The following is a 16,933-nucleotide window of genomic DNA, read 5'->3' as shown; positions in this document are numbered from 1 at the left end:
TTCAGTTCAAAGCCGCCGAGGCTTCGCGGATCGCGCGGCGGTAGGCATCTTTGTTCACGTAGTACGCCATGCGTTCGAGCTTCAGGTATTTGTAGCCGCCCGAGAGATCGGGCGGCGGTCCGGCTTTGGCCGCCTTGAGAGCCAAGGCCTCGGGACGCGCCGTTTCCAGTCCCTTGAAGTACCGAGCCACCAGCTCGGCCTGCTCATATCGACCCTGCCAGCCCAAGCCACTGGCCTCGACCATGCCGAGAACAGCCAGACGATCAAAGCGTGGCGCAAAAATATTGAGGTAGAGCGAAGGCGCCATGCCCTCCCAGTTGAGCCATTTTTTGTCAAGAAACGGGTAGTTCAACAAATAGCCCGTGGCCGCGAGGATCAGGTCGTAATCGCGTGCGCTGCCGTCCTTAAAATGCACGGTATGGCCTTCGAGGCGCGATACGTCAGCGCGCACACCTACGTCACCATGGCCAATGTGATACAGGATGAGCGAGTTCACCACCGGGTGTGATTCGTACATTTTGTACGTCGGCTTCGGAAACCCGAATCGCACCGGGTCGCCGGTGAACCACTTGAGGATTGTGCTGTCCACCCTCTGCTTGAGCCAGGGTGGCAACGGGCGTTTGCCGCCCAGCGAGTCAGCGGGTTTGCCAAACACGTATTTGGGCACGAAGTAGTAGCCACGCCGCACGGAAATGTCCACCGAACGGGCGTGGTGCACCGCGTCGACGGCAATGTCGCACCCCGAATTGCCCGCACCTACGATCAATACGCGCTTGCCCTTGAACAGCTCGGGCGATTTGTAGGCGGAGGTGTGCAGCAGCTCGCCATCAAACTGGCCGTTGAAGCGGGGCATGTTGGGTTCCGCCAGCGTGCCATTGGCGGCGATCACGCCCTTGTACTCAGCGGTCTCAAGCTGGCCATCGGCATCTTCGACGGTGACGCGCCACAGCGTATCGGGCGTGTCGCTCACCGGCTCCACGCACTTCACACGCACGCCGAAGCGGTAGTGTTGGCGCAAGCCGAAACGCTCGGAAAACGCCTGGAAGTAGTCCAGCAAATCCCGATGACTGGGGTAATCGGCCACCGATTCGCGCATGGGGAACTCGGTGAACTGGGTCATGCGCTTGCTGGAAATCAGGTGCGCCGACTGGTACACAGTGGAGCGCGGGTTGCCGATGTTCCACAAGCCCCCCAGATCGTTGTGGGCCTCGAAGCCCTGGAACAGCACACCCTGCTTTTGCAGACAACGCGCACCGGCCAGGCCAGAAGGCCCTGCGCCGATGAGCGCGATTTTTTCTTGGGTGGGGACGTCGTTCATGGGCGCTCTGTCGGGGAAGCTGGCTGGGCGGGCGTCGCAGCGGACAACCCAGGGATCGGGGTGGCGCCGGGTTGTCCGGCGCGGGGCTTGCGAGGCTGGCGCAGCAACAAGGCGTCATGCCAGCGAGCTGGCAAACAAGACAGGGCGCGAGACAGCCAGCCCACGCGGCGCGGCAACACGATGTGTTCGTGCCCGGATGCCACCGCACGCAACAGGGCGCGCGCAGCGGCCTCGGGCTCCATCAAGCCGGGCATGGCGAACCGGTTGCCTGCGGTCAGCGCGGTGCGCAAATAACCCGGGCTCACCGTGTGCACGGTCAGCGGCGAAGTTCGCAGCTCGGCGCGCAGACTCTGCAGGTAGGCGATCAAGCCCGCTTTGCTGCCGCAATAGGCGCCATTGCCCGGCATGCCGCGCCAGCCCGCGACACTGGCAATGCCCACGAGGGCAGCAGGCTCACCACGCTTGCGCATGGCCGACAAAAAGGGATGGAAGGTGGTCGCCACGCCCAGCAAGTTGATCTCCAGCATGCGGCGCATCACCGCCAGATCGCTCGCCTCGCCTGTATCAAAGCCACCGGCCACGCCCGCGTTGGCCACGACCAGAGTGGGGGCCCCAAATCGACCCATCCAATCCCCAGCCATGGCCTGCATCGCCGCCGTGTCCGACACGTCGGGGGTATACGCCTGACACCGTTGCGGTGCCAGCGCGACCAGAGCTTCCAGCGTGGGCGCGTGCATGCCGACCAGCGCCACGCGGGCACCCCGGTCGACCAGCTCGCGCGCCAGCGCCTGACCCAAGCCACCGCAGGCGCCAGTGAGAACCACATTGTCAAAAAGGCTTGCCATGCAACCGCCTGTCTCCGTTTTGTTGTGCACTCACTGTAGTCGGGCCTACACTTCGTCTCGAAATAATTTAATGATTCGTCTCATTTTTCGAGATATGAACACCGAACCCGATTCAAGTCCCGGCCTGCGACTCATGGAGTTGCTCGAGCTGCTTGCCCGCCAGGAACGCCCGCAGGCCCTGCCCGAGCTCATCGAACTCACCGGTTGGCCCAAGCCGACCGTGCACCGCATGCTGATCCAGCTTGAACGCGGAGGTTGGTTGGCACGTGAACCCGACGGGCGTCACTTCGCGCTGGCGCCGCGCCTGCTGCGCCTGGCCGAAGCTTCGCTGGGCAACAGCACATTGCAGGGCGTGCGCCACACGGTCTTGCGCCAACTGGTCAACGAGGTGGGCGAAAGCTGCAACCTGACCGCGCTCTCTGGCGCCGAAGTGGTGTACCTTGACCGTGTTGAATCGGCCTTTCCCCTGCGCATGGAATTGCGCGCGGGCACGCGGGTGCCGCTGCACTGTTCGGCCAGCGGAAAGCTATTCCTGGCCTGGATGACGACCCGCCAGCGCGAAGCCTTGCTGCAGGGTCTGGATCTCGTGCGCTTCACGGCCAACACCTTGGGCGAGCGCGCGGCACTGGATGCCGAACTCGACGCCATCCGGCGCGACGGTCATGCGGTGGATGCTGAAGAATTTGTGGAGGGACTGGTTTGTGTGGCGGTGCCCGTGTTTGCGCCCGGCCAGCGCGCGGTGCGGTGCGCCCTCGCATTGCAGGCACCTGCCGCCCGCATGAGTCTGGCGCAGGCCAAGGCCGAACTGCCAGCCCTGCAAAAAGCTGCAAAGGCCCTGGCCCGTACCCTGGGCTGACCCAAGCCCCTGCGCCTCAGGGGACTGGCGGCTTGAGGTAGCGTGTATCCGACCAGGTGGCCAACCACTGCGGGGCGAAGGCCACGAAGATGGCCGTGGCCATGCCGGTCAGGAACGCATCGCCCCAAGCCATCAGCCAACGGGCCACCAGCACCTGTTCCTGCACCACGCCGCCCACCAACCGGTGAAGGAGCTCCAGCAAAACGCCGGAGATAAAGACCGCCACCGCGGTGCCCAAAAAACCCCGGCCCAAGGTGTAGACGAAAGGATGGGGAGGCAACCAGCGGCGCAGCAACTGCCCGATGCCGAGCGTGATGGTGGCCGGCGCCAAACCGATCCAGACCCATTGCGATAACACCATCGCGGCGTCGTGTTGCCCGATACCCCACACGGCCAGCCCCACCAGAGCCAAGACCGCCACAGCCAAAGGCCACCCGAGCATGAGCACCAGCAAGCTGGCGCCCGAGAGCTGGATTTGCAAACCTTGCGGCATCTGCTGCGGCAACAGCCACAGCCAGGGCAACACCACAACAGCGGCCAGCGCCGGCGTGAGCAACGGCCCTTGCAGCATGCGCCATGGGCGCAAAGAAAGCGCCGCCGCCAACGACAGCAACGCCAGCACAGTTTCAATTGAGGTCAACATGGGCAACCAGTATGGCCGACCTGCCGGGGCAAGGCGTTGACTTCGGTCAAGTGGCCCCCGCCACGACCCTGGTGAGCTTCTGTTGGCGTGTCCACCTGCCCATCCCTACCAACCAGGTTCCGCCCCGTCCAGAAGGGGGGCAACGAGCCTCGCGGGGGTGAGCGGAGGTACTGTGGCCGCCCTCACGCAGCACACCGTCTCAGACCGACTTGCATTCACCGAGAGAACAAGGCAAGAGGCCGCAGACAGTGCATAGGCACAGCAAGGCCGAACAACGCAGTGATCCCCTTGAAAGCCAACCGGCATCAACCCATGCCGGGCAGTTTGGGCATGCCCTTCATGCCGCCCATTTTTTTCATCATCTTCATGAGGCCGCCACCCTTCATCTTCTTCATCATGCCCTGCATCTGGTCAAACTCCTTGAGCAGGCGGTTGACTTCCTGGACATGCACGCCCGCGCCCGCCGCGATGCGCCGCTTGCGCGTGGCCTTGATGATTTCAGGCTTCATGCGCTCCCTGAGGGTCATGCTGCAAATGATGCCCTCCTTGCGCTTGATGTCTTTCTCGGCGCGGGTCAGATCAGCCTCGGTGGCCTTGGCGCCCATGTTGCCAGGCAGCTTGTCCATCAAGCTCGAGAGTCCACCCATCTGTTTCATCTGGCGGATCTGATCCAGAAAGTCGTTCAGGTCAAACCCTGAGCCACTCTTGACCTTGGCCGCCAACTTCTGCGCTGCCGCCATGTCCACGCCCGCAGTCACCTGCTCGACCAGGGCCAGGATATCGCCCATGCCCAGGATGCGGCCAGCGTGGCGCTCGGCGTCGAACACTTCCAACCCATCGATCTTCTCGGACACACCCGCAAACTTGATGGGGGCACCCGTCACCTGGCGCACCGACAAAGCCGCACCGCCGCGCGAGTCACCATCGGTCTTGGTCAGGACAATGCCGGTCAGCGGCAGAGCGGCGCCAAACGCCTTGGCCGTGTTCATCGCATCCTGGCCCTGCATGGCGTCCACCACAAACAGGGTTTCCACCGGATTCAGGATCTTGTGCAGTTCCTGAATCTCACGCATCAACACTTCGTCAATGGCCAGGCGACCGGCCGTGTCCACCAGCAACACATCAAAGTAGTGCTTGCGCGCGTAATCGATGGCAGCACGCGCGATGTCGGCCGGCTTCTGGTCCGCCGAACTGGGAAACCATTCAGCGCCGGCCTGCGCCGTCACGGTTTTGAGCTGCTCGATGGCCGCTGGGCGGTACACGTCACCCGAGACGGTGAGCACCTTTTTCTTGCGCTTTTCGATCAGGTGTTTGGCCAGCTTGGCGGTGGTGGTCGTTTTACCGGCACCTTGCAGACCCGCCATCAGGATCACCGCAGGCGGCTGGGCAGCCAGGTTGAGATCCGCCACCCCCTTGCCCATGGTCGCCGCCAGCTCGCGGTTGACGATGGCCACCATGGCCTGGCCCGGTGTGAGCGAGCCCACCACCTCTTGGCCCAACGCCTTTTCCTTGACCCGCGCGATGAAATCGCGCACCACTGGCAAAGCCACGTCGGCCTCCAGCAAGGCCATGCGAACCTCGCGCAGCATGTCGGTGACATTGCTCTCGGTGATGCGGGCCTGGCCACGCATCTCCTTGACGATGCGAGACAAACGGTCGGAAAGGGCTGATGCCATGGTGGAGGGTGCTCGGATGGAGGTGAGTGGCGGCTGCGACACAGGCTGAGTGCCCGCGACAGGGGAAACACAGTACCCTGCCAGCGCGGGGAGCGCGGGGCGAGCTGGGCCGTTAAACTGTAAGAAGGATTTTAGCTGCGGCGCTCCGAACTGGGGGCGCCGCCTTTTCGCCCACACCCATTTGCGCACAATGCCCCTGTTGTCCGTCCTCTCTGTCCATCCCCTTGCGAGCGCCTTGTCAGTCGGCGCTGCGTTGGCGTATGCGGCGCTGGCAGGCCTGCACAACCGTGTCACGCCCATCCAGGCACGCGGCCTGCTCTCTGCTGCCTGGATACTGCACCTGCTCGTGCTGCTTGTCAGCCTCACGACCCACCCCGTGCGCTTTGGATTCGCGCCCGCTCTGTCGGTCACCGCCTGGTTGCTGCTCACGGTCTATCTGGTGGAAAGCCGCCTGTATCCCCAGTTGCGCGCCCGCTGGACGCTGGCCATCATGGGCATGGTTGTGGTCCTCATCGCACTGGTGTTCCCCGGCACCCACCACCCCAGCCTGCCGTCGCACTGGATGCCCCTGCATTGGGCCCTGGGTATCGCCGCCTACGGCCTGGTCGCAGCAGCTGTTGTTCACGCGTGGTTGATGCAGCGCGCAGAAAAGGCCATGCGCATGGGCACAACGCTGGACACCGCCATGCCCCTGCTCACCCTGGAGCGCCTCACCTTCCGCTTTGTCGGGGCTGGCTTTGTATTGCTCAGTGCGACCCTGCTGGTGGGCGGCTGGTTCTCCGAGGTGATCAACCAGCGCTGGGTCTGGGACCACAAATCCGCCTTCTCGGTGTTGTCCTGGCTGGTCTTGGGTGTCTTGCTGCTGGGGCGCTGGCGTCTGGGCTGGCGAGGGCGCACCGCCGTTCGCATGCTTTACCTCAGTGCGGGCTTGCTGCTGCTGGGCTATGTCGGCTCGCGCTTCGTGCTCGAAGTAATTCTCCACCGCGCCTGATGACCTGGTCCTTTTCATGAAATACCTACTGGTTCTGAGCGTTGTTCTGATCGGCTTCTGGGTCTGGCGCAACAACCGCCGCGAAGACATCCAACGTCAGCGCCCTTCCCGGCCAGAGCCCACCGCCCTGCCAGTCAACATGGTGGCTTGCCTGCATTGCGGCACCCATTTACCTGAAACAGAGTCCGTCAAAGGTCCTCGCGGCCACTACTGCTCAACCGAGCACCGGCAGCAAGACGAACAGGCTGCGCCCTGACACGGCCGGCCTGACGCCGCACCGCCCCTATGGCCACCGACCCCCACCCCACCCAAGCGCCTTCCTGGTTTTCCAGCCTGGAAGACACGGGTGTGCACAGCCGGACACAGCGCCGCCACGCCTTCGATCGCCTGTGGCGCGCCTTTCTGCGCGCCCGGGTTTTGGTGTCACTGGTCCTGCTGGGTCTGCAACTGTTCCAGATGTTCAACCAGTCGGGTGGGCCCACGTGGCTGGTGGGTGCCGCATCGCTGCACCTCTCCCTCACATTGGCCGTGTGGTTCTGGTGGCCTCAGTTCGGTGGCTCCGCCGTCGATCGCTGGCGTTGGTCGCTGACGATCGGGGTGGACCTGCTCGCCTTTGCGGTTTTGCAAACCTTCCAGCAGAGCGGTTTCAACTACACACCCCTGTTTTTTCTGCCCGTCTTGCTGGCCTCCATCCTCGGCTCACTCACGGTCGCGCTGGCCACCGCAGCGGCGGTCACGTTGATTTTGCTGGCAGACGCCAGTTTCAGTGCCACCTTGCTGAGCGACGTCTCCACCACGAGCTTTCTGCAGGCGGGTCTGAGTGGCACCGGGTTTTTCCTGGTCGCCCTGCTGGCCAGCCAGCTCGCAGCGCGTCTGGCACGCGAAGAAATCCTCTCACGCGCCAGCCAGGCCGCAGCGCGCACACAGGCAGAAGTCAATGAGCTGGTGATCGAAAGCCTGAGTGAGGGTGTGCTGATTGTGGATCCCCATGGCGTGGTCCGCAACGCCAACCCAGCCGCCAAATCCATGCTGATGGGAGAGCCCACGCCCCGGGCCGCCAAACTGCTGCTGTCGGCGCGAGACGGTTGGGAAGGCCTGGCGCATCTGGTCAATGAGACTTTTGTTCGGGGCCAATCCATGGAGGCCGAAGTTCAGGTGAACATCGACAACTTCACCACGCACCGCTTTTTCGCCCGCACGCGCCTCACCCAGACACACGAAGACGCACACCCCTCGCTGTGCGTGCTGTTTCTCGAAGACCTGCGCGAAGTCGAGGCCCGTGTGAGAACCGAAAAGCTGGCCTCCATGGGCCGCATGTCGGCCGCTGTGGCCCACGAGATCCGCAACCCTCTCTCGGCGATCACGCAGGCCAATGCCCTGCTCGACGAAGAAGTCTCCGATCCCGGACAAAAGCGGCTGACCCACATGATCGATCAAAACGCGCAACGGCTGTCGCGCATCGTGGACGACATCCTGAACGTGGCCCGCGTGCGCCCCAGCGAACACGCGCCGCTGACTGCCGCCCTGCCGCTGGACGTGTCCGTGCGCCAGACCGCACAGGAATGGCTGCGCCAGAATCCCGCCAAGGGTGTGGTCAGCGTGCACCTGCACGCTCCGAATGCCCACGTGGCCTTTGACCCCGACCACCTGCGCCGGGTACTCATCAACCTGCTGGACAACGCCTTGCGCCATGCCAGTGGATCCAGTGCCTCCGTGCGCCTGATCACACAGCCCAATGGGCCCGACCGGGTCAGGGTTTCCGTCTGGAGCGACAGCCAGCCCCTGGAGCCCAGCGTTCTGCGCCACCTGTTCGAGCCGTTCTTTTCGTCCGAAAGCCGCTCCAGCGGACTGGGCCTCTACATCTGCCGCGAGTTGTGCGAGCGCTACGATACCCACATCGCCTACCAGCGCAGCCGCCTGGATCAAATGGAAGGCAATGAGTTCTATCTCTTGATACCCAGCACGTCGGGCGCCCGCCAACCCGTCCAGCAAAGCCTGTCGTACCCGGTTGACTCGGTTCCCGGATTCACCCGCCCGCCCGGCCACACCCTGGCGGGGCCGCCGTCCCTCTCCACCCTGTAGGGACCCAGATCCATGCCTTCTGATCAAATTGCTGCCATTCTGGTCGTCGACGACGAGCCCGATCTGCGCACCCTCTACGAGCTCACCCTGTTGCGCGAGGGTCACGACCTGACCTGCGCCGCCGATCTGCAAGAAGCCCGCGCCTGCCTGGCGCAACGCAATTTTGACGTGCTCATCACCGACATGCGTTTGCCGGACGGCCTCGGGCTGGAGCTGTTGCGCGAAATATCAGGCCAACAACGGCGCGAAACCTGCATCGTCATCACCGCCTATGGTTCGGCCGAAAATGCTGTCGAGGCGCTCAAATCAGGCGCCTTCGACTACCTCACCAAACCGGTTGACCTCAAGCAACTCCGGGGGGCCGTGGCCGCCGCGCTGCAAAGCCAGCGCCAGGTCTCAGGCGGGCTGACAGCAACCCAGCCCACCCGGGCCCCGGGCGTGCCGCTCGCCCCGGCGCCACCACCATCAGGCGTTCAGGCACTGGCCCGCATCGTCGGCGCCTCACCGGCGATGGAACAGATACGGCACCGGATCGAAAAAGTGTCCTCCAGCATGGCGCCGGTGCTGATCCTTGGCGAGTCCGGGACCGGCAAGGAACTGGTGGCCCGTGCCGTGCACGACTGCAGCCACCGCTCAACAGGCCCGTTTGTCGCGGTCAACTGTGGCGCCATCCCCGACAACCTGATCGAGGCCGAGTTCTTTGGTGCCCGCAAGGGTGCCTACACCGGCGCATCCCAGGACCGGGAGGGCTACTTTCAAGCGGCCAAGGGCGGCACGCTCTTCCTCGACGAAATCGGAGACCTCCCGCTGGCCATGCAGGCCAAGCTCCTGCGCGTCATCCAGGAACGCCGGGTTCGCCCACTGGGTGGTGTGCAGGAAGAAAACGTGGACGTGCGTCTGGTGAGCGCCACCCATCGGGATCTGGCCGCGCTGGTCAAGTCGGGCGATTTCCGGCAAGACCTGTTCTACCGCCTCAACGTCATCGGCTTGCGCACCCCACCCCTGCGTGAGCGCCGGGAAGACCTGCCGTTGCTCGCACGCGTGTTGCTGGAGCGCATTTGCAACGAATCGGGTCACCCGGCCCCCCACCTGTCTCCGCAGGCCATGGACTGGCTACAAAACTGTGAGTTGGCGGGCAACGTGCGCGAGCTCGAAAACCTGCTCCAGCGAGCGCTGGCCCTGAGCACAGGCCCCAACCTCGAACCTTCGGACTTCGCTGATCCGTCCGATCCGCCCCCTGAAGCAACACCCGATCGCCCGGCCACGAGCGACGACGCACCCGATGCAACAACAGAGGCCCCGCCTGACATACCGTCAGACCTTCAATCCTTCCTCGATGACCAGGAGCGCCAGGTGCTGCTCAAGGCCCTGAAGGAAACCGACTTCAACCGAACCGCTGCGGCGGCCAGACTGGGCCTGAACCTGCGCCAGATGCGCTACCGCATCCAGCGCCTGGGCATCGAAGCGCCCACCCCCGATGGCGATCCATTCTGATGCCTTGACGCACGTTGCGCCGCTGTGGGACGGCGGTTGGCTGCGCATGGCGCGGCACAGCCCCTCGCCCAACTGGGGTCCGCGACCGATCGGCGCCTGCATCGACCTGCTCGTGGTGCACTCCATCAGCCTCCCACCGGGTGTCTACGGAGGCCCACAGGTCGAGCAACTGTTCACCAACCAGCTGGACTGGGACGCCCACCCCTACTTCGATTCGATCCGCGGCATGGAAGTGTCGGCCCACTTCTTCCTGCGCCGCGACGGCGAACTGGTGCAGTTCGTCGATGCCGATGCACGGGCCTGGCACGCAGGCGCGTCCGAATGGCGGGGGCGCTGCAACTGCAACGACGATTCGATTGGCATCGAACTCGAGGGCCTGGAGGGGGGTGACTTCGAAGAGGCCCAGTACCAGCGACTCGGTGAGCTCTGCCGTGCGTTGCAAGCGCGCTATCCCGTACAACACATTGCCGGCCATGAGCACATTGCTCCGGGGCGCAAACGAGACCCCGGCCCTGGTTTCGATTGGGTGCGTTTTCAAGGGGACCTGGGCTGGAATCCCGCCAGCTTCCCTCCTGTACCCGGACCGCGGCCAAGCACGACCTGACCGCCAGGGGGTAACCGGGCCGAACCATCCGATCGCCAGAAGCGGCGGGGCATTCACCGCAAAACTCGACTGGAAACCGCCGTTTATCTGACCCCCAAGAACAGGGGGAAGACCGCGCAAGGACTCGTCCGCACAGCCCTTGACCAACAGTTGTCAACGCGCCTCCCGCCTCAGCACCACAGAATTGAATCCATGCACGCCTGGATCAAAAAAATTTTGTAAACACTACCGGTAGTGGGTTGAAGCATCTCGACACACCAGATATAGTGTGTGCTGCGCGAATCCTTCGCCCCCCTGGAACTTCTGCCCCGCCCTCAGGCGGCGGTTCGACACGTCTGTTCCAGGTCCGGACACAGCCAGCGAATCCGCGAGTAGCCGGGGCACGCATCCGCCGCCCATCCCAATAAACGACAGAAAGAGGACCATGCAGACCGCCACCCCTTCCACCACGCCAGCAGCCACCACCGCCACCGCCCATTCCGCGTCTGCTGCCACGGGCCAGCGCGGGAGCACCGCTTCTGCGGCCTTCACCCAGTACCAGATCATCCGTCGCAATGGGGCCGTGGTGGCCTTTGAGCCCAGCAAGATCGCGGTGGCGATGATGAAAGCGTTCCTCGCCGTGCATGGCACCCAGGGCGCAGCATCGGCCAGCGTGCGCGAGAGTGTGGACGATCTGACCCAGACCGTGGTGCGCGCCCTCATGCGCTCGCGCCCCGGTGGTGGCACCTTCCACATTGAAGACGTACAGGACCATGTTGAGCTGGGCCTCATGCGCAGCGGCAACCACGAAGTTGCCCGCGCCTATGTGCTGTACCGCGAGCGCCGCAGCCAGGAGCGGGCCCACCAGGTGGAGGCAGCACAACCCGTGTCGTCCGCTGCGATTCACGTGCTCGACAACGGCCAGCGCATTCCACTCGACTTGGCCCGTCTGCACGGCCTGATCGAAGATGCCTGCAAAGGTCTGGGTCAGGACGTCAAGGCCGAGCCTATTGTGGCCGAGACCATGCGCAACCTGTACGACGGCGTGCCCATCGAGGAGGTCTACAAGGCCTCCATCCTCGCCGCACGCACCCTCATCGAGCGCGATCCCGACTACACCTACGCCACCGCCCGCCTGCTGCTGCACACCATCGTCAAGGAAGTCATTGGCGAAGAAGTGCCCTCCAGCGAAATGGGCGCACGTTACGCCGAATACTTCCCGTTGTTCATCAAGAAGGGCATCAAAAACGACCTGCTCGATGAAAAACTGCAGCAGTTCGATCTGGCCCGCCTGGGCGCCGCCCTCAAGCCTGAGCGCGACCTGCAGTTCGACTACCTTGGCCTTCAAACCCTGTACGACCGCTATTTCCTGCATGTGCGCAAAACCCGCATCGAGCTGCCACAGGCCTTTTTCATGCGCGTGGCCATGGGCCTGTCGCTCAATGAGATCGACCGTGAAGCCCGCGCCATCGAGTTCTACGAAATCCTGTCTTCGTTCGACTTCATGTCGAGCACGCCCACGCTGTTCAACAGCGGCGGCCTGCGATCGCAGCTCTCCAGCTGCTACCTGACCACGGTGCCCGACGAGCTCGACGGCATCTACGAGTCCATCAAGGAAAACGCCCTGCTCTCCAAGTTCGCCGGCGGCCTGGGAAACGACTGGACGCGCGTGCGCGCCATGGGCGCCCACATCAAGGGTACCAACGGTGAATCGCAAGGCGTCGTGCCTTTTCTCAAAGTGGTGAACGACACCGCTGTGGCGGTGAACCAGGGCGGCAAGCGCAAGGGCGCTGTCTGCACCTACCTGGAAACCTGGCACCTCGACATCGAAGAATTCCTGGAGTTGCGCAAGAACACCGGCGATGATCGCCGCCGCACCCACGACATGAACACGGCGAACTGGATCCCCGACCTGTTCATGAAACGCGTGATGGAAAAAGGCAACTGGAGCCTGTTCTCCCCCAACGATGTGCCAGATCTGCACGACCTCTTTGGCGCTGACTTCGAAAAGGCCTACGTGGCCTATGAAGAAAAGGGCGTGCGAGGCGAGATCAAGCCCTTTCGCCAGGTGCCTGCCACCGACATGTGGCGCAAGATGCTCTCCATGCTGTTCGAAACCGGCCATCCCTGGATCACCTTCAAGGACCCTTGCAACATTCGCTCACCGCAGCAACACGCCGGGGTGGTGCACAGCTCCAACCTCTGCACCGAGATCACACTCAACACCAGTGACACGGAAACCGCGGTGTGCAACCTGGGCTCGATCAACCTCAAGCAACACCTGAAAGACGGCCAGATCGACCACGAAAAACTGCAGCGCACCATCAAGACCGCGATGCGCATGCTCGACAACGTGATCGACATCAACTTCTACGCGGTCAAGAAGGCGCGGGATTCCAACATGCGCCACCGCCCCGTGGGCATGGGCATCATGGGCTTCCAGGACGCCTTGTACGAGATGCGCATTCCCTACGCGTCCAACGAAGCGGTGGCTTTCGCCGACACGTCCATGGAGGCGGTCTGCTACTACGCCTATTGGGCCTCCACCGAACTGTCCCGAGAGCGCGGGCGCTACGCCAGCTACAAAGGCTCGTTGTGGGACCAGGGCATCTTGCCGCTGGACACACTGGACATGCTGGCCCATGAGCGCGGCGGTTATGTCGATGTCGATCGTTCGACCACGCTCGACTGGGACGCTTTGCGCCAGAAGATCGCCACCGACGGCATGCGCAACTCCAACTGCGTGGCCATCGCCCCGACCGCCACCATCTCCAACATCATCGGCGTTGACGCCTCCATCGAGCCCTGCTTCGGCAACCTCTCGGTAAAGTCCAACCTCTCCGGCGAGTTCACCGTCATCAACGGTTACCTGGTCAAAGACCTCAAGCGCCTGGGCCTGTGGGACGACGTGATGGTCATGGACCTCAAACACTTCGATGGCTCACTGCGCCAGATCGACCGCGTGCCACAAGACGTCAAGGCCTTGTACGCCACGGCGTTTGAAGTCGAGCCATTGTGGCTGGTAGAAGCCGCAGCGCGTCGCCAGAAGTGGATCGACCAGGCACAAAGCCTGAACATCTACATGGCCGGTGCATCGGGCAAAAAACTCGACGACACCTACAAGCTTGCTTGGCTGCGCGGCTTAAAAACCACCTACTACCTGCGCACAACATCTGCCACGCAAGCAGAGAAGTCCACAGGCCGCACCGGGCAGCTCAATGCCGTGTCCGCGCACACGCCTGAAGCCACCGCAAGTGCCCCCCCAACGCAACAAGAATCCTTCTCGTCGGAACCTGCGACCGACATCAAGTTTTGCGCTATCGACGACCCTGGTTGCGAAGCTTGTCAGTGATGCCGCAACGACACCGCGTGTGACTTGAAGTGTTGAACATCACCGATTCGATGCAACACCGCAACACAAATTCACCACCACACGCGTGTGTCCTTGGCATTTCTTTCCGACACTTCGATAATTCAATGAATTGGACAACTCTATGCTGACCTGGGACGATCAAATCACGCCCGCCTCGAAGACCGCTGCGACTCCCCTGCCACCCCAGTTCAAGGGTGCGCAAGCAACACCGTCCCCCTCCCACTCTGAAGCCGCTGCCGCTGCATCAACAGCTTCGACGTCAACAGCGCGCCGCATCAACGCGGCCGACAAGCGCATCATCAATGGTCAGACCGACGTCAACCAGCTGGTGCCGTTCAAGTACAAGTGGGCCTGGGAAAAATACCTCGCTACCTGCGCCAACCACTGGATGCCGCAGGAAGTGAACATGAGCCGCGACATCGCGCTCTGGAAAGACCCCAACGGCCTGACCGAAGACGAACGCCGCATCGTCAAGCGCAACCTCGGTTTCTTCGTCACCGCCGACTCGCTGGCCGCCAACAACATCGTCCTCGGCACCTACCGCCACATCACCGCACCCGAATGCCGCCAGTTCCTGTTGCGCCAGGCGTTTGAAGAAGCGATCCACACCCACGCCTACCAGTACATCGTCGAGTCGCTGGGTCTGGACGAATCCGAGATCTTCAATGCCTACAACGAAGTCCAGTCCATCCGCGACAAAGATCAGTTCCTGATTCCCTTCATCGAGGCCATCAGCGATCCGCACTTCCACACCGGCACCCACGAAACCGACCAGACCCTGCTCAAGAGCCTGATTGTGTTTGCCTGTTTGATGGAAGGGCTGTTCTTCTACGTCGGCTTCACCCAAATCCTTGCGCTGGGCCGCCAGAACAAAATGACGGGTGCTGCCGAGCAGTACCAGTACATCCTGCGCGACGAGTCCATGCACTGCAATTTCGGCATCGACCTGATCAACGCGATCAAGATGGAGAATCCATTGCTGTGGACGCCCGAATTCAAGGCCGAGATCAAGATCTTGTTCCAGAAAGCGGTCGAGCTGGAATACCGCTATGCCGAAGACACGATGCCACGGGGCGTGCTGGGCATGAACGCGTCCATGTTCAAAGGCTATCTGCGCTACATTGCCAATCGGCGCGCCGCGCAAATCGGCCTGGAACCGCTCTACCCGAACGAGGAAAATCCCTTCCCCTGGATGAGCGAAATGATCGACCTCAAGAAGGAACGCAACTTCTTTGAGACCCGTGTGATCGAGTACCAATCGGGCGGCGCACTGTCCTGGGACTGAACCCATCGACCGGGGCCGCACATCCATCACATGTTTTTCAAATTATCAAAACCCTGTTGCCTGCGCCTTGGCGTTATGGGACAGGGTTTTGTCACAAGATTCAGAGCTTTGGGTTCGCAGGTGGATGCATCCACGCGAATCCAGGGCATTGAATCACTTCACCGGCACAAGGCTGGGTGAAGTGCTCTTTGCAACTTGATCAAGGAGAACACAATGGCAACTGCGAAAAAAGCCCCGGCCAAAAAGGCCGCTGCGGTGAAAAAAACGGTCGTGAAAAAAGCGGCTGTGGTGAAGAAGGCGGTCGTGAAGAAGGCCGTGGCGGTAAAGAAAGCCGTCGTTAAGAAAGTAGCACCAGCGAAAAAAGCTGTGGTGAAAAAAGCCGTCGCTGTGAAAAAGGCTGTGGCCAAGAAAGCCGCACCAGCGAAAAAAGCTGTGGTGAAAAAGGCTGTCGTGGTGAAGAAAGCTGCTCCGGCCAAGAAAGCTGCTCCGGCCAAGAAAGCTGCTCCGGCCAAGAAAGCCGCTCCGGCCAAGAAGGCCGCTCCGGCCAAGAAAGCCGCTCCGGCCAAGAAAGCCGCTCCAGCCAAGAAAGCTGCTCCGGCCAAGAAGGCCGCTCCGGCCAAAAAAGCCGTCGCTAAAAAGGCTGCCCCAGCAAAAAAAGCTGAGCCGGCCAAGAAGCCGGCAGCCTCAGCGGCACCCGCAGCTAAGACCAAGCTGAACCCACAGGCTGCCTGGCCGTTTCCCACGTCAAGCAAGCCCTGAAGTTGTCGTTCCGATGACGCCAAGCCCGACGTGAAAGCGTCGGGCTTTTTTCATGCGCGCAGGCGCGTGGGTTGTGAGAAGTCGAGGCCGTTTTTGACCGGCCCAGTTCAGTTCAGACCGTGAAGCTGTAGTTCTGGCCGCCCCGGCTGGCGATTTTGGTGGCGCCCATGCGGTTGCCAAGTTCGGCACACCGAACCAAGGACCAGCCCTGGGCCAGCCCATGGAGCAAAGCTGCGCGGAACGCGTCGCCACAGCCTGTGGGGTCCACCACTTCGCTGGCTTTGACACCAGGCACCAAGCTGCGTTGCCCCTCTTCCCACACGTCACAACCCTGTTCGGCCAAAGTCACCACCAAACCCTTCACCTGCCCGGCAATGGCCTCGAGTGAGAGCCCCGTGCGTTCGCACAGCATGCGTCCCTCGTAGTCATTCACCGTGACCCAGGTGGCCAGCGAAATGAACCGGCTCAACTCTTCTCCGTTGAACATGGGCAGGCCCTGTCCTGGATCGAACACAAACGGGATGCCTGCCTGGTCCAGTTGCTCCGCGTGGGAAAGCATCGCATCGCGCCCGTCCGGAGAAATGATGGCGATGCGGATCGCTTCCTGCACCGGAACCGGATAGTTGTGGGCCAGCGACATGGCGCCTGGGTGGAAGGCGGTGATCTGGTTGTTGTCCCGGTCGGTCATGATCATGGCCTGGGCCGTGTAGTGGTCAGACACCTCGCCCACAAAACGGGTATCGACACCGAGCGCGCGAAGGCGCTGCAGGCAATCTTGTCCGTCGTTGCCCAAGGCCGCGAGTGGAACGGCCTCTTCCCCAAGCTGACGCAAACCATAGGCGATATTGCCCGCGCATCCGCCGTACTCCCGGCGCAGGGCTGGCACCAGAAAGGAGACATTGAGGATGTGCAACTGGCTGGGCAGAATCTGCTCAGCAAAGCGACCCTCGAAGGTCATGATGGTGTCGAAGGCCAGAGAGCCGCAGATCAGAATGGACATGGAATGCAATAAGGGTTGGTGACGGGGC

Annotated in this window: 14 protein-coding genes; 9 read left to right on the top strand and 5 right to left on the bottom strand. The window is 62.4% G+C overall.

Annotated features, from left to right (window positions below):
* Position 1: 1 nt before the first annotated feature.
* Complete coding sequence (locus E5678_RS20675) at positions 2-1,318, bottom strand: NAD(P)-binding domain-containing protein (protein ID WP_136180273.1); 1,317 nt, start codon at positions 1,316-1,318, stop codon at positions 2-4.
* Positions 1,315-2,163: an SDR family oxidoreductase gene (locus tag E5678_RS20670; protein WP_136180272.1), complete on the bottom strand. Its 849-nt coding sequence runs from the start codon at positions 2,161-2,163 to the stop codon at positions 1,315-1,317. Before E5678_RS20670 ends, E5678_RS20675 begins: the two co-directional genes overlap by 4 nt.
* Before the next feature lie 94 nt (positions 2,164-2,257).
* Here E5678_RS20670 and E5678_RS20665 point away from each other — a divergent pair, with 94 nt between their 5' ends.
* Positions 2,258-3,019, top strand: a complete 762-nt coding sequence (locus E5678_RS20665; RefSeq protein WP_136180271.1) for an IclR family transcriptional regulator — start codon at positions 2,258-2,260, stop codon at positions 3,017-3,019.
* A gap of 16 nt (positions 3,020-3,035) precedes the next feature.
* Here the strand turns inward: E5678_RS20665 and E5678_RS20660 are convergent, their stop codons facing one another.
* The gene (locus E5678_RS20660; protein ID WP_136180270.1) at positions 3,036-3,662 is read right to left on the bottom strand and encodes a hypothetical protein; all 627 of its coding nucleotides are present in this window, start codon (positions 3,660-3,662) and stop codon (positions 3,036-3,038) included.
* 305 nt (positions 3,663-3,967) lie between these two features.
* Complete coding sequence (ffh, locus tag E5678_RS20655; protein WP_136180269.1) at positions 3,968-5,338, bottom strand: signal recognition particle protein; 1,371 nt, start codon at positions 5,336-5,338, stop codon at positions 3,968-3,970.
* Between the two features lie 190 nt (positions 5,339-5,528).
* On the opposite strand from ffh, the gene ccsA reads away from it, so the two are divergent.
* The 8 genes from ccsA to E5678_RS20615 all read left to right on the top strand — a co-directional run bounded on the left by ccsA (position 5,529) and on the right by E5678_RS20615 (position 15,905).
* Entirely contained in the window at positions 5,529-6,329 is an 801-nt protein-coding gene (gene ccsA, locus E5678_RS20650) for a cytochrome c biogenesis protein CcsA (protein WP_136180268.1), read from the top strand.
* A 16-nt stretch (positions 6,330-6,345) separates the two neighbouring features.
* Entirely contained in the window at positions 6,346-6,585 is a 240-nt protein-coding gene (locus E5678_RS20645) for a PP0621 family protein (RefSeq protein ID WP_136180267.1), read from the top strand.
* Between the two features lie 29 nt (positions 6,586-6,614).
* Positions 6,615-8,411, top strand: a complete 1,797-nt coding sequence (locus E5678_RS20640) for an ATP-binding protein (RefSeq protein ID WP_136180266.1) — start codon at positions 6,615-6,617, stop codon at positions 8,409-8,411.
* A gap of 12 nt (positions 8,412-8,423) precedes the next feature.
* Positions 8,424-9,905, top strand: coding sequence for a sigma-54 dependent transcriptional regulator (locus E5678_RS20635; protein ID WP_136180265.1), 1,482 nt, complete (start codon positions 8,424-8,426; stop codon positions 9,903-9,905).
* Complete coding sequence (gene ampD, locus E5678_RS20630) at positions 9,889-10,509, top strand: 1,6-anhydro-N-acetylmuramyl-L-alanine amidase AmpD (protein WP_136180264.1); 621 nt, start codon at positions 9,889-9,891, stop codon at positions 10,507-10,509. Before E5678_RS20635 ends, ampD begins: the two co-directional genes overlap by 17 nt.
* Positions 10,510-10,933: 424 nt before the next feature.
* Entirely contained in the window at positions 10,934-13,840 is a 2,907-nt protein-coding gene (locus tag E5678_RS20625; RefSeq protein ID WP_136180263.1) for a ribonucleoside-diphosphate reductase subunit alpha, read from the top strand.
* Between the two features lie 142 nt (positions 13,841-13,982).
* Positions 13,983-15,146 (top strand): ribonucleotide-diphosphate reductase subunit beta, encoded by a 1,164-nt coding sequence (locus E5678_RS20620; RefSeq protein ID WP_136180262.1) that lies wholly within the window; start codon positions 13,983-13,985, stop codon positions 15,144-15,146.
* A gap of 213 nt (positions 15,147-15,359) precedes the next feature.
* Positions 15,360-15,905 (top strand): histone H1-like DNA-binding protein, encoded by a 546-nt coding sequence (locus E5678_RS20615; protein WP_136180261.1) that lies wholly within the window; start codon positions 15,360-15,362, stop codon positions 15,903-15,905.
* A 112-nt stretch (positions 15,906-16,017) separates the two neighbouring features.
* Here the strand turns inward: E5678_RS20615 and E5678_RS20610 are convergent, their stop codons facing one another.
* A complete protein-coding gene (locus E5678_RS20610) occupies positions 16,018-16,905 on the bottom strand; it encodes a carbohydrate kinase family protein (protein WP_136180260.1) in 888 nt (295 codons plus the stop codon).
* Positions 16,906-16,933: the final 28 nt, after the last annotated feature.

Origin of the sequence: Hydrogenophaga sp. PAMC20947, from assembly GCF_004795855.1 — a bacterium.
GTDB lineage: Bacteria > Pseudomonadota > Gammaproteobacteria > Burkholderiales > Burkholderiaceae_C > Hydrogenophaga.
The sequence above is the reverse complement of the archived record's forward strand: the minus strand, read 5'-3'. Positions and strand labels throughout refer to the sequence as shown.

Bases quoted from the DNA above. Each gene is read 5' to 3' on its own strand.
- E5678_RS20675 (WP_136180273.1), bottom strand. From the start codon at position 1,318: ATGAACGACGTCCCCACCCAAGAAAAAATCGCGCTCATCGGCGCAGGG.
- E5678_RS20670 (WP_136180272.1), bottom strand. From the start codon at position 2,163: ATGGCAAGCCTTTTTGACAATGTGGTTCTCACTGGCGCCTGCGGTGGC.
- E5678_RS20665 (WP_136180271.1), top strand. From the start codon at position 2,258: ATGAACACCGAACCCGATTCAAGTCCCGGCCTGCGACTCATGGAGTTG.
- E5678_RS20660 (WP_136180270.1), bottom strand. From the start codon at position 3,662: ATGTTGACCTCAATTGAAACTGTGCTGGCGTTGCTGTCGTTGGCGGCG.
- ffh (WP_136180269.1), bottom strand. From the start codon at position 5,338: ATGGCATCAGCCCTTTCCGACCGTTTGTCTCGCATCGTCAAGGAGATG.
- ccsA (WP_136180268.1), top strand. From the start codon at position 5,529: ATGCCCCTGTTGTCCGTCCTCTCTGTCCATCCCCTTGCGAGCGCCTTG.
- E5678_RS20645 (WP_136180267.1), top strand. From the start codon at position 6,346: ATGAAATACCTACTGGTTCTGAGCGTTGTTCTGATCGGCTTCTGGGTC.
- E5678_RS20640 (WP_136180266.1), top strand. From the start codon at position 6,615: ATGGCCACCGACCCCCACCCCACCCAAGCGCCTTCCTGGTTTTCCAGC.
- E5678_RS20635 (WP_136180265.1), top strand. From the start codon at position 8,424: ATGCCTTCTGATCAAATTGCTGCCATTCTGGTCGTCGACGACGAGCCC.
- ampD (WP_136180264.1), top strand. From the start codon at position 9,889: ATGGCGATCCATTCTGATGCCTTGACGCACGTTGCGCCGCTGTGGGAC.
- E5678_RS20625 (WP_136180263.1), top strand. From the start codon at position 10,934: ATGCAGACCGCCACCCCTTCCACCACGCCAGCAGCCACCACCGCCACC.
- E5678_RS20620 (WP_136180262.1), top strand. From the start codon at position 13,983: ATGCTGACCTGGGACGATCAAATCACGCCCGCCTCGAAGACCGCTGCG.
- E5678_RS20615 (WP_136180261.1), top strand. From the start codon at position 15,360: ATGGCAACTGCGAAAAAAGCCCCGGCCAAAAAGGCCGCTGCGGTGAAA.
- E5678_RS20610 (WP_136180260.1), bottom strand. From the start codon at position 16,905: ATGTCCATTCTGATCTGCGGCTCTCTGGCCTTCGACACCATCATGACC.